This is a genomic window from Micromonospora sp. NPDC005979 (genome assembly GCF_040614415.1).
GTDB lineage: Bacteria > Actinomycetota > Actinomycetes > Mycobacteriales > Micromonosporaceae > Micromonospora.
Window position 1 is genome coordinate 267,947 of sequence record NZ_JBEXUR010000004.1, and the last position, 18,394, is coordinate 286,340.

General features: G+C 72.4%; 16 protein-coding genes. 10 read left to right on the forward strand and 6 right to left on the reverse strand.

All coding sequences use genetic code 11. From position 1 onward, the window contains the following. Positions 1–56: 56 nt before the first annotated feature. Entirely contained in the window at positions 57–863 is an 807-nt protein-coding gene (locus ABZ272_RS10125) for a class I SAM-dependent methyltransferase (protein WP_355049555.1), read from the reverse strand. Positions 864–1,348: 485 nt separating this feature from the next. Here ABZ272_RS10125 and rpsA point away from each other — a divergent pair, with 485 nt between their 5' ends. Together rpsA and coaE are read left to right on the forward strand one after the other, a co-directional pair. Then, entirely contained in the window at positions 1,349–2,848 is a 1,500-nt protein-coding gene (gene rpsA, locus ABZ272_RS10130) for a 30S ribosomal protein S1 (RefSeq protein WP_355049556.1), read from the forward strand. Between the two features lie 419 nt (positions 2,849–3,267). After that, positions 3,268–4,452: a dephospho-CoA kinase gene (coaE, locus tag ABZ272_RS10135; protein WP_355049557.1), complete on the forward strand. Its 1,185-nt coding sequence runs from the start codon at positions 3,268–3,270 to the stop codon at positions 4,450–4,452. Positions 4,453–4,459: 7 nt separating this feature from the next. Here the strand turns inward: coaE and ABZ272_RS10140 are convergent, their stop codons facing one another. Further along, positions 4,460–6,085, reverse strand: coding sequence for a hypothetical protein (locus ABZ272_RS10140; RefSeq protein WP_355049558.1), 1,626 nt, complete (start codon positions 6,083–6,085; stop codon positions 4,460–4,462). Positions 6,086–6,397: 312 nt separating this feature from the next. Here ABZ272_RS10140 and uvrB point away from each other — a divergent pair, with 312 nt between their 5' ends. The 4 genes from uvrB (at position 6,398) to ABZ272_RS10160 (ending at position 11,040) form a co-directional block, all read left to right on the forward strand. After that, entirely contained in the window at positions 6,398–8,506 is a 2,109-nt protein-coding gene (gene uvrB, locus ABZ272_RS10145) for an excinuclease ABC subunit UvrB (protein WP_355049559.1), read from the forward strand. A 79-nt stretch (positions 8,507–8,585) separates the two neighbouring features. Continuing rightward, a complete protein-coding gene (locus ABZ272_RS10150) occupies positions 8,586–9,497 on the forward strand; it encodes a helix-turn-helix domain-containing protein (protein ID WP_355049560.1) in 912 nt (303 codons plus the stop codon). Positions 9,498–9,661: 164 nt separating this feature from the next. Then, positions 9,662–10,030, forward strand: a complete 369-nt coding sequence (locus ABZ272_RS10155; RefSeq protein ID WP_355049561.1) for a VOC family protein — start codon at positions 9,662–9,664, stop codon at positions 10,028–10,030. Positions 10,031–10,182: 152 nt separating this feature from the next. Next, a complete protein-coding gene (locus ABZ272_RS10160) occupies positions 10,183–11,040 on the forward strand; it encodes a helix-turn-helix transcriptional regulator (protein ID WP_355049562.1) in 858 nt (285 codons plus the stop codon). A 102-nt stretch (positions 11,041–11,142) separates the two neighbouring features. On the opposite strand, the gene ABZ272_RS10165 is transcribed toward ABZ272_RS10160, so the two are convergent. Further along, on the reverse strand, positions 11,143–11,436 hold the full coding sequence (locus tag ABZ272_RS10165) for an antibiotic biosynthesis monooxygenase family protein (RefSeq protein WP_355049563.1): 294 nt from the start codon (positions 11,434–11,436) through the stop codon (positions 11,143–11,145). A gap of 84 nt (positions 11,437–11,520) precedes the next feature. Here ABZ272_RS10165 and pnuC point away from each other — a divergent pair, with 84 nt between their 5' ends. The 3 genes from pnuC to ABZ272_RS10180 all read left to right on the forward strand — a co-directional run bounded on the left by pnuC (position 11,521) and on the right by ABZ272_RS10180 (position 14,560). Further along, positions 11,521–12,177 (forward strand): nicotinamide riboside transporter PnuC, encoded by a 657-nt coding sequence (pnuC, locus tag ABZ272_RS10170; RefSeq protein ID WP_355049564.1) that lies wholly within the window; start codon positions 11,521–11,523, stop codon positions 12,175–12,177. A 5-nt stretch (positions 12,178–12,182) separates the two neighbouring features. Next, positions 12,183–13,271, forward strand: coding sequence for an AAA family ATPase (locus ABZ272_RS10175; protein ID WP_355049624.1), 1,089 nt, complete (start codon positions 12,183–12,185; stop codon positions 13,269–13,271). A gap of 290 nt (positions 13,272–13,561) precedes the next feature. Then, complete coding sequence (locus ABZ272_RS10180; protein ID WP_355049565.1) at positions 13,562–14,560, forward strand: TerC family protein; 999 nt, start codon at positions 13,562–13,564, stop codon at positions 14,558–14,560. Positions 14,561–14,593: 33 nt separating this feature from the next. Here ABZ272_RS10180 and ABZ272_RS10185 read toward each other — a convergent pair whose 3' ends face one another. Continuing rightward, on the reverse strand, positions 14,594–15,511 hold the full coding sequence (locus ABZ272_RS10185) for an NlpC/P60 family protein (protein WP_355049566.1): 918 nt from the start codon (positions 15,509–15,511) through the stop codon (positions 14,594–14,596). A 60-nt stretch (positions 15,512–15,571) separates the two neighbouring features. After that, positions 15,572–16,669 carry a dipeptide epimerase gene (locus ABZ272_RS10190; RefSeq protein ID WP_355049567.1) on the reverse strand — a complete coding sequence of 366 codons (1,098 nt, stop codon included), beginning with the start codon at positions 16,667–16,669 and terminating at the stop codon, positions 15,572–15,574. A gap of 44 nt (positions 16,670–16,713) precedes the next feature. Here ABZ272_RS10190 and ABZ272_RS10195 point away from each other — a divergent pair, with 44 nt between their 5' ends. Beyond that, positions 16,714–17,511 (forward strand): tyrosine-protein phosphatase, encoded by a 798-nt coding sequence (locus ABZ272_RS10195; protein WP_355049568.1) that lies wholly within the window; start codon positions 16,714–16,716, stop codon positions 17,509–17,511. Between the two features lie 12 nt (positions 17,512–17,523). Here the strand turns inward: ABZ272_RS10195 and ABZ272_RS10200 are convergent, their stop codons facing one another. Then, positions 17,524–18,363 carry a serine hydrolase gene (locus ABZ272_RS10200; protein WP_355049569.1) on the reverse strand — a complete coding sequence of 280 codons (840 nt, stop codon included), beginning with the start codon at positions 18,361–18,363 and terminating at the stop codon, positions 17,524–17,526. Positions 18,364–18,394: the final 31 nt, after the last annotated feature.

Genomic DNA, 18,394 nt, shown 5'->3' on the forward strand with positions numbered 1-18,394 from the left:
CGACCACGTTGGCACCGTCGGCGACCAGCTCGTACTGCCGCTCGGGTGCGGCTCGGTCAGTCGGCGGGGCGTTCGGTGACGAAGATGGCGGTGCCGGGGAAGAGCCGTCCGCGCAGCGGGCTCCACTGCCCCCAGATGCCCTCGTGTCCCTCCGGCCACTCCGGCTCCACGAGGTCCAGCAGCCGGAACCCCGCGCCGACCAGTTCCCGGATCCGGTCACCGAGGGTCCGGTGCTGCTCGACGTAGGTCGCCACGCCGTTCTCGTCCTGCTCGACGTAGGGGGAGCGGTCGAAGTACGAGTGCACGGCCTTCAGCCCGCCCTCGCCGGGATCGTCCAGGAAGATCCAGCGCATCGGGTGGGTCACCGAGAACACCCACCGGCCGCCCGGGCGCAGCACCCGGTGCACCTCGGCGAGCAGGGCCGCCGAGTCGTCCACGAACGGGATCGCCCCGAACGCCGTGCAGGCCACGTCGAACGACCGGTCGGCGAAGGGCAACGCGAGCGCGTCGGCCTGCACCAGCGGGACGCGTACCCCGGTGGCCTCGGCCGCCTTGGCGGCGTGCCGCAACATGCCGGCGGACAGGTCGAAGGCGACCGGCCGCGCGCCCCGGGTGGCGAGCCAGCGGGCGGCCGCGGCGGCGCCGCAACCCACCTCGAGCACCCGTCGTCCCGACACGTCGCCGAGCAGGTGGGCGTCCGCCTCACGCAACGCCTCCGGGCACCAGACGAAGTCCACGTCGCCGAGGAACGCGCCGTGCTCGGCCTGGTAGTCGTCGGCGTCGGTGTCCCACCAGCCACGGTTGGCCCGCCTGACCTCGGCGTCACCCACGCCGCGCCGGGTCACCCGGCTGTCGTCATCCACCCGCTCACGCTAGGCCCCACCCACCCCGTTGGGTACGGCGGCGCGTCTACGATCTCCGGGAATCGGCGCGACGCGCCCGCTTGATCGACTCGGCTTCGGTGAAATCGGGGTCTCCGGGGCGACGGGATGGCCCGGTTTCCAGGAAGCCGAGTCGATCAAACCGCCCGTGACCAGCCGACGGCTGGGGCCCCTGTGACCTACGAGACAGGAGGGGTCGTTTCCGGGCGATTGTTCGGCTTTCGCAGGTCATCGCGCGGCGAGGAGGCGGGAGGGCTTGCACGCTGTGGTAATGCGCACGGTAGGCTAGACGATGCGCTCGCGGATCGCGTTGCCTCGGCAGGGAGCAGGTGCGCGGTCGTCGGAGCCACATCATGATCTCACTAGGCGATCGTTCGGTGTGCCCGGCGGCGGATCCGCTGGCGCGAACAGGTCACTGCGACACACCAGCCTGCTGTGACAACCCACCGACCGGAGCAACCGCCCACATGACGAGCAGCATCGAGGCCCCCTCGAGCGCCACCCGGGTCACCCACGACGATCTCGGTTCCGAGGAGGCTTTCCTCGCCGCGATCGACGAGACCATCAAGTACTTCAACGACGGCGACATTGTCGAAGGCACCGTCGTCAAGGTCGATCGGGACGAGGTCCTGCTCGACATCGGCTACAAGACCGAGGGTGTCATTCCCTCTCGTGAGTTGTCGATCAAGCACGACGTGGACCCCGCCGAGGTTGTGACGGTTGGTGACCACATCGAGGCCCTGGTCCTCCAGAAGGAGGACAAGGAGGGGCGTCTGATCCTCTCCAAGAAGCGGGCGCAGTACGAGCGGGCCTGGGGCACGATCGAGAAGATCAAGGACGAGGACGGCGTCGTCCGCGGCTCTGTCATCGAGGTCGTCAAGGGTGGTCTCATCCTCGACATCGGCCTGCGCGGCTTCCTGCCCGCGTCCCTGGTCGAGATGCGGCGCGTGCGTGACCTGCAGCCGTACGTCGGGCGCGAGCTCGAAGCCAAGATCATCGAGCTGGACAAGAACCGCAACAACGTGGTGCTGTCCCGCCGTGCCTGGCTCGAGCAGACGCAGTCCGAGGTGCGCACCGAGTTCCTCAACAAGCTGCAGAAGGGCCAGGTCCGCAAGGGCGTCGTGTCCTCGATCGTCAACTTCGGCGCGTTCGTGGACCTCGGCGGCGTCGACGGTCTGGTGCACGTCTCCGAGCTGTCCTGGAAGCACATCGACCACCCGTCCGAGGTCGTCGAGGTGGGCCAGGAGGTCGAGGTCGAGGTTCTGGACGTCGACCTGGACCGCGAGCGCGTCTCCCTGTCGCTGAAGGCGACGCAGGAGGACCCGTGGCGGCAGTTCGCCCGCACCCACGCGATCCAGCAGATCGTGCCGGGTAAGGTCACCAAGCTGGTTCCGTTCGGTGCGTTCGTCCGCGTGGACGACGGCATCGAGGGCCTGGTCCACATCTCCGAGCTGGCCGAGCGCCACGTGGAGATCCCGGAGCAGGTCGTCCAGGTCGGCTCCGAGGTCATGGTCAAGGTCATCGACATCGACCTCGAGCGTCGCCGGATCTCCCTGTCGCTCAAGCAGGCCAACGAGGGCTTCGTCGAGGGCGAGGAGCACTTCGACCCGACCCTCTACGGCATGGCCGCGACGTACGACACCGAGGGCAACTACATCTACCCGGAGGGCTTCGACCCGGAGACGGGCGAGTGGCTCGAGGGGTACGACAAGCAGCGCGAGACCTGGGAGAACCAGTACGCCGAGGCCCGTCAGCGTTGGGAGGCCCACACCAAGCAGGTGCAGACCTCTCGCGCCGCCGACGCCGAGGCCGCTGCCAACCCGGCCCCCGCTGTCCCGGCTGCCAGTGGCGGCACCACCTCCTCGTCCAGCCCGGCCCCGAGCCGGCAGAACGAGGAGCCGGCCGGCACCCTGGCCACCGACGAGGCGCTCGCCGCTCTGCGGGAGAAGCTCGCCGGCGGTAAGTGACCCGCTGAACGACGGCAGGCCCCGTCTCCCGCGATCCTCGGATCGCCGGAGGCGGGGCCTTCGCCATGTGCTCAGCACGCGGTTGGCGCGCGTTGTCACGGCGGCGTCGGCCGCGGCGGGCTACCGGCCGCTTCGCGTCGACCTCAAGTCGGAGTCGCTGAGGGCCGGGGCCGGGGCACCGACCACGTCGCTGAGGGCCGGGGCCGTGGGCCGGGGCACCGACCGCGTCCCACCTACCACCTTGCGTCCTTTGCTCTGCTTCAACGGAGGAAACGGCCGGTGTCCGATTATCGGACGGCAGGTGTCTCCTGGGCTGAAGCAGAGCAAAGGACGCGCGTGAGAGGTCGGGTCCCCCTCAACGGGTTGATCGCGGGCTGGGCGTGTTTGGCGGACGAGCCGCCATCCGGTTGACTGTTCTGGTGCTGAGGGTGGGTTTGACCGGCGGGATCGGCTCGGGCAAGAGCGCGGTGGCCGCGCGGTTGGTGGAGTTGGGCGCGGTGCTCGTCGACGCCGACCAGGTCGCCCGGGAGGTTGTCGCGCCGGGCACCGAGGGCCTCGCGGAGATCGTCGCCACCTTCTCCGCTGGGGTGCTGGACGCCGACGGCGCGTTGGACCGCGCCGCGCTGGGCGCGCTGGTGTTCTCCGACGAGGCCGCCCGCCGCCGGCTGGAGGCGATCACCCACCCGCGGGTACGGGCGCGAACCGCCGAGCTGGTCGCGGCGGCGGCGCCGGACGCGATCGTCGTCAACGACGTACCGCTGCTGGTGGAGGTGGGGCTCGCGCCGACGTACCACCTGGTGGTCGTGGTGCAGACGGCCGTGCCGACCCGGCTGGAGCGACTGACGCGCGACCGGGGTATGGCCCGCGCGGAGGCCGAGCGGCGGATCGCCGCGCAGGCCGACGACGATCGCCGGAGGGCGGTCGCCGACGTGGTGGTGACCAACGACGGCAGTCTGGCGGCGCTGCACGACGCCGTGGACACGCTGTGGCGGCAGCGGCTGCGACCCTACGAGCACAACCTGCGGCAGCGGCGGGTCGCGTCGCCGCCCGCGCGCGACGACGAGGCGGAGGCCGACGCGAGCTGGCCCGAGCAGTACGGGCGGTTGGCCGCCCGGATCCGCCACGCGGTCGCCCCGGCGGATCTGCGGATCGACCACATCGGCGCGACGGCGGTGCCCGGGTTGGCCGCCGCCGACGTCATCGACGTGCAGCTCGCCGTGCCCAGCCTCGCGGACGCCGACGGGCCGCTGGCCGAGCGGCTGGCGGGCGCGGGGTTCCCCCGGGTCCCGGGGCACTGGTGGGACGATCCGCGTCCGGCCGGCCGGGGGCGGTGGGAGAAGCGGCTGCACGGTAGCGCCGACCCCGGTCGCCCGGTGCGGCTGCACGTACGGGCGGCGGACTCGCCCGGCTGGCGGTACGCGCTGCTGATGCGGGACTACCTGCGCGCCGACCCGGATCGACGGGCGGCGTACCTGCTGCTCAAGCGCGATCTGGTGGACGCGGCGCCGCACGTCGCCGATTCCGGTACGGCCCGCGACCCGTGGTTCGACGAGGAGTACCTGCGGACCGAGCAGTGGGCCGCGCAGACCGACTGGCGGCCCTGACCCCCGGTCAGCGTGTTCCGCGCGGTCGACCGGCGGCGCGCGGTGGCGGCGGGAGGCGGGGCACCACGGCGGGGGAGAGGTCCAGCTGGGCCCACGCGCCGGGGCCGGTACACAGCTCCACCCGGCGCAGCAACCCGTCCCGGTCGATCCAGTAGCGCAGCCGCGCGGCGCCTCTGCGGAACTCCACGACGTCCACCGTCCGCCCGTCGGCGAGGTCCTCACGGACCCGCACGGGGGCGGCACGCCGTGCCGCCGGGTCGGCGGCGGCCACCGCCGCGTCGACCAGCAGGTCCAGGTCGTCCCGGGCGGACCGGGTGGTCCGCCACGTGCCGGCGGGGACCGGGAACGGCGGCCGACCGGGCGTCTCGGCCGTGCCACCACCACCGGCGTCGGCGGGCACGTCCGTACGGGACAGGCCGGCGGCGTCGCGGTGCAGGAGGGTCCGGCGATCGGGTACGCCCAGGTCGGCGACCGCCACATAGGCGGTACGGGCGGACCAGCCCAACCAACCGGCGCCCCGCAGGTTGACCTCGAGGCCCACCGGCGCGGCCAGCGTCAGCGTGGCGCCGCCCTGGCCGCGCAGCCGGGCCGGCAGCGCGTCCCACCGCCGCTGCTCGGCCTCCGTGAGCGCCCGGGGCAGGCCGGGTCGACCGCCGAGCGCGTCCACCGGATGCAGCGTGGGGCGGTCGATCCGGTCGAGGAGCACCGTGAGCGGCCCGACACCGGGCAGACGGGTCACCAGCTTGTGTAGTCGGCCGTCCCGGTCGAGCCAGTACCGGGCCGCGGGGCTGCCGGCCGCCGCCGTGCCGGCACCGGTGCTGGCGGCTGCCGTGGTGCTGGCGGCTGCCGTGGTGCTGGCCCGGGCCGTGGTGCTGACGGCGGTGGGCGTCGCGGCGGCCAGCGACGCCTGGAGGACGTCCAGCGTCCCGTCCGCGACCGCCTCCTGGGCGATCCAGCGCGCGTCACCGGCGGTCGGGATCGGGTCCGGGCGGTCGGCGGCGAGGCCGAGGATCAGGTCGAGGACCGACGCCAGGCGCGTGCCGGGTGTCAGGTGACGCAGCCGCCAGCGGTCCGTCGGCGGCACCAGCGGAGGCGCGGCCGGGGTGGGCACGGCCGTAGGGTCCGGCCGGACCACCAGGACCGGGCCGGCGCTCTGCACCAGGCCCCGGTCGGTGCCCGCCCCCGGCCCACCGACGTCCAGGTAGAGCAGGGCACGCGACCAGTCCACCCAGCCCACCAGCTCGGTACGGGCGGCGCCCTCGCCGGCGGTGACGCGTACACCGGCGCGCAGGTCCCGCAGGTTGGTGACCCGCATCGCGGCCAGCCGCTCGGCCTCGGCGACGGTCAGCGGCCGGGCCGGCGCGGGTGGGTCGGGCGTCCAACTCAGCAGCCCGAGCACCAGCGCCGCCGCCGACGTCACGGCGGTCAGGGCGAGCAGGAGCAGCAGCGTACGGCGGCGTCGGCTGGCCCGGGCCGACCCGACGCCGTGGCCGGTACCGCCGACGGGGGTGCTCTGGTCCCTGACCTCGGCACGGCTGGGTCGGCCGTCCCTGACGCCGTGCCGAGCCCTGCGGTCCGCGGTGCCGGCCCGGGTGGTGTCGGGTGAGGGCGCCGGGGCTTCGGAGGTGTCCACGGATGTGAAACGGGTGGGACGGCATCGGGTGACGAGCCCGGAGTGCGGAGCAGGGGCGCTCGCGGCGGCCGGTCTGCGCCGTGAGCGCGACCACACGGGTGCGCACGCCGGACGAGCCGGGTGCTGCGACCGCTGTGCCGGGGGCGGCCGGCCGTGATGACGGCCTGGCCGCCGGCCCGGTCGGCCGCCGCGAGCGGCCTACACCAAGAGGGTAGTCCCGGTGACATGGGCCACACAATGGGAATATTGAAGCCGATCACGTACCCTGCGCGACGGCCGAACATGTCGGACCTGCGGCGTACCGTTGATGTCATGGCGCTCGACATTCCTCGGCTCGACGGCCGCTTCCAGGTCGTCAGCGACTACCAGCCGGCCGGCGACCAGCCGGCTGCCATCGACGACCTTGAGCGCCGGGTGCGGCGCGGCGACCGGACCTCGGTGCTCCTCGGCGCGACCGGCACCGGCAAGAGCGCCACCACCGCGTGGCTCATCGAGCGGCTGCAGCGCCCGACCCTGGTGCTCGCCCCGAACAAGACGCTCTGCGCGCAGCTCGCCAAGGAGTTCAGCGAGCTGATGCCGCACAACGCGGTCGAGTACTTCGTGTCGTACTACGACTACTACCAGCCCGAGGCGTACATCCCGCAGACCGACACCTACATCGAGAAGGACTCCTCGATCAACGAGGAGGTCGAGCGGCTGCGGCATTCGGCGACGATGTCGCTGCTCACCCGCCGTGACGTGATCGTGGTCGCCACCGTCTCGGCGATCTACGGCCTGGGCACCCCGGAGGAGTACCTGGACCGGGCGGTCAAGGTGAAGGTCGGTCAGGACCTCGACCGCGACCAGTTGCTGCGCCGGCTCGTCGACATCCAGTACACGCGCAACGACATGGCCTTCCAGCGGGGCACGTTCCGGGTCCGCGGTGACACGTTGGAGATCATCCCGGCGTACGAGGAGTTGGCGGTCCGCATCGAGCTGTTCGGCGACGAGGTGGAGAAGCTCTACTACCTCAACCCGTTGACCGGTGACGTGGTCCGCGAGGTCGACCAGTTGGTGATCTTCCCGGCGACGCACTACGCGGCGGGCCCGGAGCGGATGGAGCGGGCCATCCGCGACATCGAGGCGGAGCTGGCCGAGCGGCTGGCCGAGCTGGAGCGCCAGGGCAAGCTGCTGGAGGCGCAGCGACTGCGGATGCGCACGACGTACGACATCGAGATGATGCGCCAGGTGGGCTTCTGCTCCGGCATCGAGAACTACTCGATGCACATGGACGGGCGGCTGCCCGGCAGCCCACCGCACTGCCTGCTCGACTACTTCCCGGACGACTTCCTCACCGTGGTCGACGAGTCGCACGTGACGATCCCGCAGATCGGCAGCATGTACGAGGGTGACGCCTCCCGTAAGCGGATGCTCATCGACCACGGGTTCCGGCTGCCGAGCGCCGCCGACAACCGGCCGCTGCGCTTCGACGAGTTCCTGGAGCGGGTCGGCCAGATGGTCTGCCTCTCCGCGACCCCCGGCACGTGGGAGTTGGAGCAGGCCCAGGGCGAGTTCGTCGAGCAGGTCATCCGCCCCACCGGCCTGGTCGACCCACAGGTCGTGATCAAGCCGACCAAGGGCCAGATCGACGACCTCATGCACGAGATCAAACTGCGGACCGACCGTGACGAGCGTGTGCTCGTCACGACGCTGACCAAGAAGATGGCCGAGGACCTGTCGGACTACCTGCTGGAGAACGGCGTCCGGGTGCGCTACCTGCACTCGGAGGTCGACACCCTGCGCCGGGTCGAGTTGCTGCGTGAGCTGCGCAAGGGCGAGTACGACGTGCTGGTCGGCATCAACCTGCTCCGTGAGGGCCTGGACCTGCCCGAGGTGTCACTGGTGGCGATCCTGGACGCCGACAAGGAGGGCTTCCTGCGCAGTGGCCGGTCGCTGATCCAGACCATCGGGCGGGCCGCCCGTAACGTCTCGGGCCAGGTGCACATGTACGCCGACAAGATCACCCCGTCGATGGCGGCGGCGATCGACGAGACCGACCGGCGCCGCGCCAAGCAGATCGCGCACAACGAGGCGCACGGCATCAGTCCGGAGCCGCTGCGCAAGAAGATCCACGACATCCTGGACGACATCTACCGCGAGGCGGAGGACACCGAGAACTCCCGGGTCGGCGGTGCGGTCCGCCAGCTCTCCCGGGGCAAGGCGCCGGTCAAGGAGACGCGCAGTCGCAGCCGGTCGACCGCCGCCACCACGTCGCGGGAGGGGATGGCCCGCGCCGACCTCGCCCAGCTCATCCAGGAGCTCAACGACCAGATGCTGGCCGCCGCCCGCGAGCTGCAGTTCGAGCTGGCGGCACGGATCCGCGACGAGGTCGCCGACCTGAAGAAGGAGCTACGCGGGATGGACGCCGCCGGGGTGAAGTGACCGCGCGTGGTTGTGGTGTGGAGCGCCCGGCAGCCGCTCGCGGTTGATTTCCGTGCCGAGCTGGTCACCCTTGACCGACATGGGCGGGCGTGTCTCGGCCACGCGCCGGGTGGGTGGTTCGTGCGGCGAGCGGGAAGGGCGGTCGGGTGCGGTGACGCCGATCGACGACGAACTGGTCCTCGGGGTGCCCGAGATCCGTCTGCGTCCGTTCGTCGACCGGTACATCGGCTACCGGGAACGCGCGGACGTCCCCCTGGTCCGCCGGGAGACCGCAGGTGCCTTCGTGGTGCTGATCCTGGGATGGGGTGCGCCGCTGGACGTGGCCGATCCGCGTGGCGCCGAGCGTGGGGTCGAGCGGGTGGACTCGTTCGTGGCCGGCACCTTCGACGGCTGGTGTACTACCCGCACGGTGGGCGTGGGGGAGGGCGTGGAGTTGCTGCTGACCCCGCTGACCGCCCGGCGCGTCCTCGGCCTGCCGCTCGCCGAGCTGACGAACCGGGCAGTCGGCCTCGGGCACCTCCCCGGCCGCTGGCTCGAGCAGCTACGGCACCAGTTGGCCGACGCCGAGGGCTGGCCGCAGCGCTTCGCGCTCCTGGACGCGGCACTCGCCGACCGCCTGGCGGCGTCCCCACCCGTCGACGCCCGCCTCGACTGGGCCTGGCGATGGCTCACGGCGAGCGGTGGGCGCGGCGCTGTCGGCGAGCTCGCCGCCGAGCTGGGGTGGAGCCGGCGACATCTGGCGGCCCGGTTCCGGGAGGACGTCGGTCTGCCACCGAAGACGGCGGCCCGGTTGATGCGCTTCCAACACGCGCACGCGGCGCTGCGCGATGCCGCCGCGACCGGATCGCCGCCCGGACGTGGACGGGCCGTCGACTGGGCCGAGGTGGCCGTCCGATGTGGCTACTACGACCAGTCGCACCTCATCCGGGACTTCCACCAGTTCGCCGGCGCCACACCGGCGGCGCTGCTCGCCGCACCCTCAGCCGTCTGAGGTGAGACGCCGGCGGGCGCGATCGACTCGGGTTCAGGGAAGTGGGGGCGCCCTGGGAACCTGCGGGTCGGGCCGCCCCAGCGCGGCGATCCCGGCGCAGGTTGGGCGGCCCGGGTCACATTCGTCCAATCTGCGGGTCGACTCCAGGCCGGAGACTTGTCGCTATGCGAACCGTCTATCCGATCCTTCGTTATCCCGATCCCCGCGCCGCGATCGACTGGCTCTGTTCGGCGTTCGGCTTTCAGGTGCACGCCGTGCACGAGGCGCCGGACGGCACGGTCGCCCACGCCGAGCTCGTCCTCGACACCGGCATGATCATGCTGGGTCCTCGGGTCGGCGCGGCCTCTCCGCCGGCCGACGACGACTGGTCCGTCTACGTGGCCGTGCCGGACGTCGACGCCCACTGCGCCCAGGCGCGTGCCGCCGGAGCGGACATCACCCGGGAGCCGTACGACACCGACTACGGGTCCCGCGACTACGCCGCCCGTGACCTCACCGGTATCCACTGGTCGTTCGGCATCTACCGACCCTGAGTCGAGTGCCGGCCCTGAGCCCTGAGCAGGGAAGGGAGGCTTCGACGGCATCGGATTCCCCCGCATGGCACGACCGCCTCAGTTGCGGTGCGCCACCGCGCTATTGCACTGGGTGATCGTCCTGCGTACGCTCCCTCGATGGGGAGGCGGGGATGCCGTTGCCAACAAGTCCTGTCATTCGACGCGCGCGCCTCGGCGCGGAGCTGCGTCAGCTACGCCGGCGCGAGGCGCTGACCCTGGAGCAGGTCTGCGACCGGTTGGGCTGGGCCTCGACGTCGAAGCTGTCCCGCATCGAGCTGGGGCAGAGCCGTCCGGATCTGGCCGACGTGCTGGATCTGCTCGACGTCTACCAGGTGCCCGGCCCGGTCCGGGACGCGTTGATCGTCATCGCGCGCGACGCGGCCACCAGTCGCGGCTGGTGGAAGGCGCTCGGTGAGATGAGTGAACGGCAGCGCGTGTACGCCGAGCTGGAGGCGGGCGCGGCCGACATCGTCGAGTACCAGCCGGCGCTCGTACCGGGGCTGCTCCAGACGGCGGCGTACGCGCGCTCGCGGGTCGCCGCCGGTGTCCTGCTCACGCCCGAGGTCGACGTGGAGGCCGAGGTGCGGGCCCGGGCGCTGCGGCAGGAGGTGCTGCGCCGGGCCGACCCGCCGCGCTACACGGCGGTGCTCGCCGAGGCGGTGTGCGACCAGGGCGACCTGCCGGTCGACGTCTGGCGGGAGCAGCTACGGCACCTCGTGGCGGTGACCGGGTTGGCGCACGTGACGGTGCGGTTGCTGCCACGCGGGCTGGCCGGCGGCGGGCTGCACCCGCTCACGCCGTACTCCTGGTATGCCTTTCCCGACCCGGCGGACCCGCGGACGGTGATGCTGGAGGCGTTGACCACCGACGTGCGCCTGGCGACCGTGCTCGACGTCGACAGGTACGAGCGGATGACCGAGGCGCTGCTGGCGGCGGCACTGTCACCGGAGGAGTCGGTCACCGTCCTGGCCCGCCGCGTCGGGCAGTAGGACTCGCCCGCGCGGCCACCGGGCCCGGCGCCCCCGAGCCCGTCGGGACCGGCGACCCGCGCGTGCGGGAGGCACGGTAACCCCGGGGTACGACAGGTCCACTCAGGCCGGTACGTCGAGGAAGTGCTCGACCAGCGGCGGCCCGGCGAAGTGCGGCCCGATGAGCGCGCGCCACTGCGCGAAACGGTCGGTGTCCCGGAAGTTCTTCTCGTGCGCCTCGACCGAGTCCCATTCGACGAGCAGCACGAACCGGGTGGGCGACTCGATGCCCCGGGTCATCCGCACCGAGCGGCAGCCGGGCGTCCCGGCCAGCACCGGGTGACCCTCGGCGTACGCGGCGGCGAACGCGTCCTCGTGTCCGGGCAGTACGTCGATCAGCGCGACCTCAAGCACCATGTCGGAAAGCCTCCCACGGCCCGGGGTCGTGCGGGTGCCGCGGGGTCTGTTCCGCCGTCGACACACGTCCTAAGGTCTGACGACATGATCATCGACTGGCTTACCGGTACCGCGTTCCGGGTCGGGGGCGTCGGCACGACCTGGGCGGAGCTGCTGGGGTTCGCCACCGGAGTGCTCAACGTGTGGCTGGTGGCCCGGCAGCGCGTCGCCAACTGGCCGATCGGCATCGCCAACGTGCTGCTGCTCATGCTGCTGTTCTGGACGGCCGGGCTGTACGCCGACGCCGGGCTCCAGGTCGTGTACGTGGCGCTCGGATGTTACGGCTGGTGGCACTGGTTGTTCGGCGGCGAACGCCGGACCCGGCTGACGGTGAGCCGGACCGGCCGGCGGGAGTGGGTGGGGCTGGCGGTCGCGGGTGTGCTGCTCACCGGCGGGCTCTGGGTCCTGCTGGACCGGGTCACCGACTCGACGGTGCCGCTGCCGGACGCGCTGACGACGGCGCTGTCCCTGCTGGCGACGTACGGGCAGACCCGCAAGCGGGTGGAGAGCTGGTGGCTCTGGATCGCGGCCGACCTGATCTACATCCCGCTGTACGCCTACAAGGGGCTGCACCTGACGGCCGTGCTGTACCTGGTCTTCCTCGCGCTGTGCGTGGTCGGGTTGCGGGCCTGGCGGGCCGATGAGCGCCGACTCGACCGGGCCACCCCGGCGCCGCCCGGCCCGGCCCCGGTGACCGCGTGAGCGAGATGACGCGGGCGCGGCGCCCCGAGTTCGGGCACGGGATGGTGGTGGGGAAGTTCTATCCGCCGCACGCCGGGCACCATGCCCTGATCGCGGCGGCGGCCGTCCGCTGCGCCACCGTCACGGTGGTGGTGGCGCCGTCCCGCCGGGAGTCCATCCCGCTCGCGGCCCGGCTGGACTGGCTGCGCGAGACGCACGCGGACACACCGTGGGTCCGGTTCGTCGGCCGGTACGACGACCACCCGGTGGACTACGACGACCCGGCGGTCTGGGATGCGCACTGCGCGGTGTTCCGCGAGGCGGTCGGACCGGAGCAGGTGGACGCCGTCTTCTCGTCCGAGGCGTACGGAACGGAGTTGGCCCGCCGTTTCGGGGCCGTACCCGTGTCGGTCGATCCGGATCGGCGGACCGTGCCGGTCTCCGGGACGGCGGTCCGCGCGGACCCCGTGGGTCACTGGCGGTGGCTGAGCCCGCCGGTGCGGGCCGCTCTCGTGCGGCGGGTGGTGGTGGTCGGCGCCGAGTCGACGGGCACCACCACGATGGCCGAGGCGCTCGCCGCGCACTACGGCACGGTCTGGGTTCCCGAGTACGGCCGGGAGTTGACGGCCCGCAAGCTCGCCCGGCTGCGGGAACGCTCGCCCGAGGCGACGATCTTCGACGTCGTCTGGGACCGGGAGGACTTTCGCGAGGTGGTCCGCGAGCAGCAGGCGGCCGAGGACGCGGCGGCCCGGTCGGCGGGGCCGTTGCTGTTCTGCGACACCGACGCGCGGGCCACCGCGGTCTGGGAGGAGCGCTACCTGGGTAGCGCGTCGCCGCAGGTGCGGGCGGCGGCGCGCCGGCCGGCGCGGTACCTGCTGACCGATCACCGGGGCGTGCCGTTCGCCGACGACGGGTTGCGCGACGGTGCGCATCTGCGGGCCTGGATGACCGACCGGTTCCGCGACGAGTTGGCCGGGTCGGGGGTGCCGGTTGTGGAGTTGACCGGGTCGCACGCCGAGCGGCTGGCACGGGCCGTGCGGGTCTGCGACGACCTGCTGGCGTCCGGCTGGTCGTTCACCGACCCGATCAGCGCACCCGACACACTAGCCTCCTAGGACGGCCAAGAAGGGTGTGTGATGGGCACCCCACGCCCCAGGTGTGATCACGGCGCGTGGTGGGCAACAATGGTCCCCGAGGAGGGGAGTATTCCCCCGCGACGAAGTCGTCAGCACGGACGATCGCCGGATTCTCGGCGACCGACCCGGCTTCGTCGGTCGCCGTCCCGTTCGCGGGTCGGGGGCGGAAGAGACCTCCGACAGTCACCAGAGTGAGCGACAGCGGCACGCCGGCCCCGTCAGGGGCGTACGGTGTGCCCGACGCCGCGTGTCTGCCGGAGGAATGAACGTTGGACGTGTCCGGATTGGTGTGGGCGGGGACCCTCGTCGCACTGTCTGCGGTGCTGCTCGTCGATCTGCTGATCATCGGTCGGCGTCCGCACGAGCCGAGCGTGCGCGAGTCGAGCCTCTGGGTCGCCTTCTACGTCGGCCTCGCCCTGCTCTTCGGCGCCGGTGTCTGGCTGGCCTCCGGGGCCAGCTCGGCGGGGCAGTTCTACACCGGTTGGCTCACCGAGTACAGCCTCTCGGTGGACAACCTGTTCGTCTTCGTCATCATCATGGCCCGGTTCGGGGTGCCCCGGCAGTACCAGCAGAAGGTGCTGCTCATCGGCATCGTGCTGGCATTGGTGATGCGTGGCGGGTTCATCGCCGCCGGAGCGGCGTTGATCTCGCAGTTCTCCTGGGTCTTCTACATCTTCGGCGCGTTCCTCATCTACACGGCGATCAACCTGGCCCGCCAGGGTGAGCCGGACGAGGACGAGTTCTCCGAGAACCTCCTGATCCGGTGGAGCCGCCGGGCGCTGCCGATCTCCAAGGGCTACGACGACGCGAAGCTGACGACCCACGAGAACGGGCGACGGCTGTTCACGCCGATGCTGATCGTGATGATCGCGATCGGCACCACCGACCTGATCTTCGCGCTGGACTCGATTCCGGCGATCTTCGGCATCACGCAGGAGCCGTACCTGGTCTTCACCGCGAACGTGTTCGCGCTGATGGGTCTGCGTCAGCTCTACTTCCTGCTCGGCGGCCTGCTCGACCGGTTGATCTACCTGAGCTACGGACTGGCCGTCGTCCTGGGCTTCATCGGCGTCAAACTCGTGTTGGAGGCGCTGGCCGACAACAACCTGCCGTTCATCAACGGCGGGGAGCACGTCGGGTGGGCGCCGCACATCCCGATCTGGCTGTCCCTACTGGTCATCATCGGCACGCTGGGTGTCGCCACCGTCGCCAGCCTGGTCAAGTCCGCCCGGGACCGGCGTCGCGAGCTGGCCGAGGCCCGACGCTGAGCTCCGGGCCGGGCGCCGCGCCGGGCCGGCCGGTCAGACCCGGTGCACGCCCACCAGGGTGGCCGTCCGCTCCGCCGGTAGGGGCTCCTCAATCACCCGCCGTCGCCGGTAGCAGGCGTGCAGCATCCGCCGGTCGGTCGAGCCGTCGGCGACGGCGGTGACGATGCCGATGTGGTGGATCTTCCGGCCGGGACGGGCGAAGAAGTAGAGGTCGCCGGGGCGCTCCGCGCCCAGGTCGAGGGGGGTCGTCGCCACGGCCTGGTCGTCGGCGTCGCGGGGCAGGAGCACCCCGAACCGGCGCCAGGCCAGGTGGACGAGGCCCGAGCAGTCGATGCCGTACGCCGACAGCCCGCCCCAGATGTACGCCACGTCCAGCAGTCGCTGGGCCACCGCGAGGGCGTCGGCGGCGCTGGCCGGCCCGCTCGGCGGCGGGACGAGGTGCCCGTCGGGCAGCCAGAGCGGCGCGGCCCGGCCCGGGACGTGGACCGACCGCCAGCCGTCGCGGGCGGGACCGGCCGGGACGAGACGGGTGCCCACGACGACTCCCGGCAGCACGACCGGCCCGTCCGGGGTGGCGTGCAGCCCGGTGACGGTCGCGTCCACGACGAGCGGGTCGCCGCTGACGGTGGGATCGGTGGGGGTCAGCTGGTCGGCGGGGAGCCAGCCCGGGTAGCCGCGGGGATCGAGCTTGGCGGCCGGCTGCTCGACGGCGACGACCCGGGCCCAGCCGTCCGGGCGCAGCTCGTCGATCAGCACCCGCTCGCCGAGCAGGAGTTGACTCAACACGCAGTCGCCGACCTGCTGGTCGGTGTCCAGGCCGGAGACCCAGGTCGGGATGTCGACGCCGGCAGTGAGCGCGGGACCGTCGACCGTCCGGACCGCCTCGGGGGCTGACCACAGCGTCGCCACGGCGACCCGGACGACGGCCTCGCGGCCCGGTTGAAGCTCCACATCGACCCCCAGCTCGTGTCGGCTGTCTGGGGGCAACCCTATGAAGAAAACCGCCGGTCCTCAACCACGAGTCTGCATCTTTACTTCAGTCAAACCGGAAATGCCCAGGCCAGGCGCGTTCGGTAGGACCACCGTCGACCCCTCGTAGCGAATCCCGCCCTGCACCGGCGACCAGGCGAGCCACCACGCCGCGTCCAGGTCGGCGACCGCCGTGGTGCCGTACGCGGCCACCAGACTCGCCGCCGCGCCGATGCCGACCTGACTCTCCATCATCGACCCGACCACCGTGCCGAGCCCGTGCGCGCGGGCCAACTCCAGGAGCGTGCGCGCCGGGTGCAGCCCGCCACACTTGGCCAGCTTGACGTTGACCAGGTCGGCGGCCCGGCGGCGGATCACCTCCACCAGGTCGCGGACCCCGAAGACCGCCTCGTCGGCCAGGATCGGCACCGACACCCGGTCGCTGACCCACGCCAGCCCGTCCAGGTCCCAGCGGGCCACCGGCTGCTCGACCAGCTCCACGTCCAGCCCGGCATCCTCGATGCCACGGATCACCCGGACCGCCTCGCGCGGCGTCCAGCCCTGGTTGGCGTCCAGCCGGATGCGCACGTCCGCGCCGACCGCCGCGCGTACCGCCCGTACCCGGTCCAGGTCACCGGCCGCGTCCGTGCCGACCTTGAGCTTCAGCACGCCGAAGCCGTCCGCCCGCCGCTGGCGCGCAGCCGCCGCCAGGTCGACCGCGTCGCCCGCGGCGAGGGTGACGTCCGTCGGGACCCGCAGGGTCGTGCCGCCGAGCAACCGCGCCAGGGGTACGCCCAAACGCCGCGCCGCCAGGTCGTGCAGCGCGACGTCCACCGCCGCCTTCGCCGCCTCGTTGCCCACCACCGCCCGCTGCACCTCGGCGCAGCGGGCCACCAGGTCGTCCGGGTCGCGTCCGGAGAGCAGCGGACCGAGCAGTTCGCGGACGCAGGCCTCGGCCCCGGCGACCGAGGCGCCGGTGACCTGCCACACCTGCGGCGCCTCGCCGAAGCCGGACCGACCGTCGGCGTCGACCAGCTCGACGATCAACGTGTCCACCGTGGTGGTGCGGCGCAGCGCGGTGACGAACGGGGTGTGTAAGGGGGCAGAAACCCGGTGGGTGCGTACCGCCGAGATCGTCATGTGGGGCACCCTATACGCAGGAACACGGCGGGAGGGCGGGCCGGATGGTCGTACGGGACTGGCAACTGGTGGGCGCGCCGAACGCCCGTGACCTGGGCGGCCTGGTCGGCGCGGGTGGTCGCAGAGTGCGCGTCGGCCAGCTCGTCCGCACCCCGGCGCTGGGCCGGCTCACCGACGCCGACCTGCCGGTGCTCGCGACACTCGCGCCGGCCTACGTGGTCGACCTGCGCGACGGCACGGAGATCGACGTCGCGCCGCCCGACCGGCTGCCCGGCGAGCCGAGGGTGGCGCACCTGCCGGTGCACGACCCGGCGCACCCGGTCTTCACGTACGTCTCGGCGGTGCTGCTCGGGCACGACCTGGACGCGTACGCCGAGTTGGCCCGGCAGGGCACGGCGGGGGCGATGACCGAGATCTACCGGTGGTTCGTCACCGGCGAGTCGGCCCGGCGCAACTTCGGCGCGGCGGTACGCCTCGCCGCCCGTCCGGAGAACCTGCCGCTGGTGTACCACTGCTCGGCCGGCAAGGACCGCACCGGCTGGCTCACCGTCATCCTGCTCACCGCCCTCGGGGTGGACGAGACGTCGATCCGGGCCGACTACCTGCGCAACAACGCGCTGACCGAGAGTCTGCGCGCGGTGATCGTCGAGGCGATGCGCCGCCAGCGGCCCGCGTTGGACGTCGACGCGGTGCTGCCGGTGCTGGAGGTCCGCCCCGCGTACCTCGACGCCGCCTATCAGGAGGTCCGCCGGGTGCACGGCTCGTTCGACGGGTACCTGCGCGACGGGTTGGGGTTGACCGACGAGATCGTCGGGGCGCTGCGGGCCAACCTGCTGGAGTGAGGCCCGTCGGGCTCAGAGGCGGTGGCGAGCCGCCCAGGCCTGGGCCGAGACGCGGGCGAGGAGTTCGCAGGCGTCGTCGTCGCCGTCGGGCAGGTCGGTGGTGGTGCACACGGCGATCACGTACGGCGGGGCGTCGTCGGGCAGCACCACGCCGACGCCGTGGCGCACACCGCGTACCCAACCGTTCTTCAGCGCGATGCGGGTGCCCTCGGGCAGGCCGGCGGCCAGGTCCTCGCGGTGTTCCTGCGCGAGCAGCACGTCCAGCATGGCGGCGCACCCGGCCGGCGAGGCGAGACGGCCGGGGGTCGTGACGCCGCTGGCCAGCCCGCCCAGCAGGGCGGCCAGGTCGGCGGCGGTGACGGTGTTGGTGATGCCGGCGTCGCGGGCCGCGAAGTCCTCGATGCCGCGGCCGGTGACGCTGTCGCGGGCGTCGGCGAGGGCCCACACCTGCGCCACCGCGGGCAGCCCGACGTGACCGATGACCAGGTTGGTGGCCAGGTTGCTGGACCGCACGATCATTCGCTCGGCCAGCCAGCGCAGCGACGCCGGGTGGCCGAGCCGTTCCCAGACCGCGTCGTCGTTGTCGTAGTGCGGGGCGCAGGAGAACCGGGGCGCGCCGGGCTGGGCCGAGTCGAACTCGTTGACCACCGGGACGTCGGCGTCCAGGTCGAGCGTGCCGGCCTCGGCGGAGCGGTGCAGCGCCGCGAGCACCGCCACCTTCATGGTGCTGGCGGCGTAGTGGCCGGCGTGGGCGTGGCGGGTCCAGCTCGGGGGCGCGTCGAGTCGACCCACGTACGCCGAGACGGTGCCCGGCACCGCGTCCAGGAGGGCGTCGAGATCATCCCAGGTCATGCCGGTGACCGTAGTCGAGGAGGACGGCGTC